Genomic DNA, 4,437 nt, shown 5'->3' on the forward strand with positions numbered 1-4,437 from the left:
TTGCCTTTTTTAGAACTTTTGCGGTTTAGAATTTCCAATTCCTTTGATTTTGGTGCTTGACATATTACCGCAGGACTTTAGAAACTACTGTTATACTATGCATGCAAAGTAAAAAAGTTCGAAAGCAAAAAAACAATGGGCAATGTAGAATCATTTGCCCATTGTTCCCTATAATTTAATATTAAAAGAAGCTTGCGCCTACAATAATTAATAAAATGAACAACACAACAATCAACACAAATGACCAGCCAGTTCCTGGACCGTAGCCATAGCCGCCATAACCGCCATATCCGTATCCACAGCCGAATCCACAAGGCATATCACATTCACCTCACATTATTAGTATCACTACTAACATATGTAATGGTGAATGATATGTATGGGCGGATATATAAAGAATTAGAAAAATTATCCCTTTGGTTTAAAAATGAGTGCACCTAAAAATCCAAAAATGATCGCTGCTGATATTCCTGAACTCGTAACTTCAAACATCCCCGTTAATACACCTACAAGCCCATGTTTTTCTGCTTCCTGAAGGGCACCTTGAACAAGAGAATTTCCGAAACTTGTAATCGGTATGGTCGCACCTGCACCTGCAAAATCGACCAATCTTTCATATAATCCAAAACCTTGTAAAATTGCCCCAATGACAACTAACAAACTTAACATATGAGCAGGAGTCAATTTTGCGACATCTAATAAAAGTTGACCTATTAAGCAAATCAATCCTCCTACAACAAATGCCCAAAAAAACATTGCGAGCATGTGATCACACCCTTTTCTTAAGTGTCTATTCCAATGGCAACAGCATGTGCAATACAAGGAATTGTTTCTTTCTGTTGATAACTTAAAGGGGAAAGTAGTGCTCCTGTAGCTACGCATAAAATTCGTTTATACTTTCCCTTCTTCATTTCATTTAGTAAATGACCATATAATACAGCTGCTGAACAACCAGATCCACTGCCGCCAGCCATCACAGGTTGATCTTCGTTATAGAGTAGTAAACCACAGTCTTGATATTTATCTTCCGGTATGTTAATCCCCTTTTCTTTCAAAAGTTCTAATGATGTACTTCTACCTATTTTTCCTAAATCACCAGTAACAATAAGATCATAATAATGATGATCAATATTTAAATCTTGAAAATGTTGAAAAATGGTATCAGCTGCTGCCGGTGCCATTGCTCCTCCCATATTAAATGGATCGCTCATTCCTAAATCTACAACTTTTCCAACGGTTGCATAGATAGTATAAGGGAGATTTGCTTGTTGATTGTTTTTGGCAACTAACGCCATTCCTGCTGCAGTTGCCGTCCATTGAGCAGTCGGTGGCTTTTGTCCACCATATTCTGTTGGATAACGAAATTGTTTTTCTGCTGCTGCATTATGGCTTGCCGAACCTGTAACAATATAATTTGCTCCGTTATGATCAATAATGAACGAAGACAGTGCCAATCCTTCCATGGAAGTTGAACAAGCTCCAAATAAGCCGAAATATGGAATTTGATTTGTACGTGCCGCAAAACTTGTAGGAGTCAATTGGTTAATTAAATCACCGGCAATAAAAAAATCAATATCTTTTTTGTTTAATTTTGCTTTTTGTAGAGCAATATCTACCGCTTCTTCTATGAGAAGCCGATGAGCCTTTTCATAGGAGTCTTCTCCCATCCATAAATCATCATGTAAGTAATCGAATTCTTCTGCTATTTTCCCCTTTGCTTCAAAAGGTCCTCCCGTGACACCGGTTGAAATAATCGTTGGCTTATTTACGAATACCCATGATTGTTTCCCCTGTTTCATTACCATCCACTCCATTGAACAATGATTGTTTTTATAATCCCTACGATGAATGCGGAAAAAACACCAAATGCAATAACAGAACCTGCTAATTTAAACATATTTCCCCCAACACCTAATACATACCCTTCCGTACGATGTTCAATGGAGGCAGAAATGACAGCATTTCCAAACCCTGTAACTGGTACAGCACTACCAGCACCAGCAAATTGACCGAGTCGATCATAGACTCCAAATCCCGTTAGCAACATGGAGAAAAAAACCATAGTCGCTACAGTAGGATTGCCTGCCGTTTGCTCGGTAAACGGAAAAAAGTAAATATAAAAATATGTCACCGCTTGTCCAATGGCACATATAAGACCACCAACGAAGAAGGCTTTTACACAGTTTTTTAATACAGGCCGTTTCAGTTCATGTTTCTTTTCCAATTGCTCATATTTTTGCTGTTCTTTTGTTTTTGAATTCGTTGCCATAGCTGTCTCCTTTCGTTATTATGTTTTTTCATTTTTTAGCTTTATAATCTTTTGTAATTGCTCTTCTGCTTCTCTTTCTGAAATATGATTGTTTTCAATTTGGTCTTTTAACCGTACAGCTTCTAAAAAGATTTTATAATCTGAAGAAACGAAGAAATTTTCTTTCTGATATTTATTTTCCAAAATTTTGTTTACTTTTTTCTCGATACTTTTCATTTGAAAACGATGTAGATGCTTAACCTTATATGCAACTAAAATATCTTGTTGACCGATAATAACAGTTACATCATAAATTTCCTTTAATGCTAATACATCATCCTTAATCGATTTTGCCTTTTTTTCTTTTTCATTATCTTCAACAGTGGAAATTGGTGGAGGGTCCGTCGTTTTTAGTAACGCCAAATCTCCATCAGCACTTTCCTTCTGTTGGCAGCCTGAAATAAGAGATAATACGCTTATAACAAGTATTACTTGCATAAATCGTTTATACATGATTTCATCCTTCCGTTAAATACAGTCTCTGTTTCACTTTAATATTTTCTGAAATTGAATAAAAAATATTCCTTATCGTTTAGAAAAGAATAAATACACTTGGGGATACATCTAAAGAGAGTAAAAAATCTATTTAATGATATGAATGAGAAGCAAGAAAAAAAGATTTTGACAGAGAGTATTTTTTTATAAAAAAAAGAAGTGATAAAAATCACTTCTCAACTAATACGTTTCTTTTTATTTCCACAACCACAACCTTTTTTCTTTAAAGTTGGACTTTTTTTATTTAAATCCTTTGTTGTAGGTTTCTTCCAGTCGTATCTCATTTTTTCTCCTCCCACACGTTATTTAATAATATATGCGAAGGGAGAGAGTTTTGTATCCACATAGACCTATGATTTATTCATAAAGAATTGTACAATCATTTCAATTATTGCCGCAACTCCACTAACGGCTAGTATAACAATCACAGTGGAAGCTAATAAAGGATAAAAAACATAGAATACATATAAGAAAATAGAACACCATATCCCAGTACACCAATAACAGCTCAATAGTTCCCCGATCCACTTTTTCACTCCTTTTTCTTTAGGAACGACGAATATTTCCACAACGCCATCTTCACCTTTTATTTCCTTCTCATCCAAAAATGGAGAACGTAGCCACTCCATAATTTTGTCATAAACAATCAAGTGAGTGAGTCGAAAACAAGCGATTGACAGAACGAAAAATTGAAAAAAGGTTAGATTCATCACATATATGCCCCCTAATGCATCTTATAGAATAACACTATGCATGCCTCAAATTTTTATTTCCTGCCGTTTTTACCTATTTTCTTGAAAAAAGGCGATTGACGGTTTCTCAAATGTGACAAGTTCAATATGTTATTAATGTATTGAAATATATATTGGAGTTAGGAGGAAACATTAATATGGGTTGCTCGAAAAAAGATGGTTGCATTTGTGAAATATTACGCGCTGTTAAAGATATACAAGATGCTGCCGTTGAGGAATGCGTCTGCCCAACTAATTGTTTATTAGAGCCATTAGGTGGGTTAGGAGCTAATAATAATCCTTATGATACTCGTGTCATTGTATTAAAAACAGCAGATGGTTCTCCTTTCCATGCATTTTATAAAAGCATCACACCTGTACCAGTAGATGCAGAAGCTTCAGCAAGTTCACCTTGCGTTTCTATTTACTTTAGAGTAGAAGAAGTATATGATAACTGCTGTGCTTTATTAAGAGTTTTGGAACCTATAAGAGCAAACGGTTCACCAGTTAATCTAGTATGCGACATTGTAGATAAATGCGGCATTGCCCTTAATAAAACTTGCGAAGTAGTTGATTTCAGACTAACAAATGACTGCATCACTGTTGACTTAAGCTGCTTCTGCGCAGTTCAATGTATTAAAGACACATATGTCGGCGCATGCGTAGAAGAATAGAAAAGCGAAGGCACATCTAGAACGCCGTATGAACGGGAGGGCCTCTCGCACTGAGATAAAGGAAACACGACGAGACACGAGTCGTTGTTGACTTATCGCAAGGGAGAGAGGTCATCGTTCACTAGGCGTTCGTGCCGCAGCTAGACAATCCGAAAAGCGGAGGCGAGCGCCTAGTGGCGAACGAACGGGAGTCACTCCTGCACTGAGATAAAGGAAACACGGCGACCTA

7 protein-coding genes are annotated in these 4,437 nt (G+C 36.5%); 1 reads left to right on the plus strand and 6 read right to left on the minus strand.

Annotation, left to right across the window (positions count from 1 at the left end; translation table 11 throughout):
• Nucleotides 1–181: 181 nt before the first annotated feature.
• The 6 genes from AC3ASS_RS13590 to AC3ASS_RS13615 form a co-directional block, all read right to left on the minus strand.
• Nucleotides 182–319: a YjcZ family sporulation protein gene (locus tag AC3ASS_RS13590; RefSeq protein WP_488284064.1), complete on the minus strand. Its 138-nt coding sequence runs from the start codon at nucleotides 317–319 to the stop codon at nucleotides 182–184.
• Between the two features lie 89 nt (nucleotides 320–408).
• Complete coding sequence (spoVAE, locus tag AC3ASS_RS13595) at nucleotides 409–765, minus strand: stage V sporulation protein AE (RefSeq protein ID WP_488284065.1); 357 nt, start codon at nucleotides 763–765, stop codon at nucleotides 409–411.
• A 17-nt stretch (nucleotides 766–782) separates the two neighbouring features.
• Nucleotides 783–1,799, minus strand: coding sequence for a stage V sporulation protein AD (spoVAD, locus tag AC3ASS_RS13600; protein WP_488284066.1), 1,017 nt, complete (start codon nucleotides 1,797–1,799; stop codon nucleotides 783–785).
• On the minus strand, nucleotides 1,799–2,269 hold the full coding sequence (gene spoVAC / locus AC3ASS_RS13605) for a stage V sporulation protein AC (protein WP_488284067.1): 471 nt from the start codon (nucleotides 2,267–2,269) through the stop codon (nucleotides 1,799–1,801). The genes spoVAD and spoVAC overlap by 1 nt, the downstream gene beginning before the upstream one ends.
• 18 nt (nucleotides 2,270–2,287) lie before the next feature.
• A complete protein-coding gene (locus AC3ASS_RS13610; protein WP_488284068.1) occupies nucleotides 2,288–2,761 on the minus strand; it encodes a YhcN/YlaJ family sporulation lipoprotein in 474 nt (157 codons plus the stop codon).
• A 392-nt stretch (nucleotides 2,762–3,153) separates the two neighbouring features.
• Complete coding sequence (locus AC3ASS_RS13615; protein WP_488284069.1) at nucleotides 3,154–3,516, minus strand: DUF1360 domain-containing protein; 363 nt, start codon at nucleotides 3,514–3,516, stop codon at nucleotides 3,154–3,156.
• A gap of 176 nt (nucleotides 3,517–3,692) precedes the next feature.
• On the opposite strand from AC3ASS_RS13615, the gene AC3ASS_RS13620 reads away from it, so the two are divergent.
• Nucleotides 3,693–4,208: a CotY/CotZ family spore coat protein gene (locus AC3ASS_RS13620; protein ID WP_488284070.1), complete on the plus strand. Its 516-nt coding sequence runs from the start codon at nucleotides 3,693–3,695 to the stop codon at nucleotides 4,206–4,208.
• The last annotated feature ends 229 nt before the right edge of the window (nucleotides 4,209–4,437 follow it).

This window comes from Bacillus sp. JST-5, assembly GCF_057747715.1.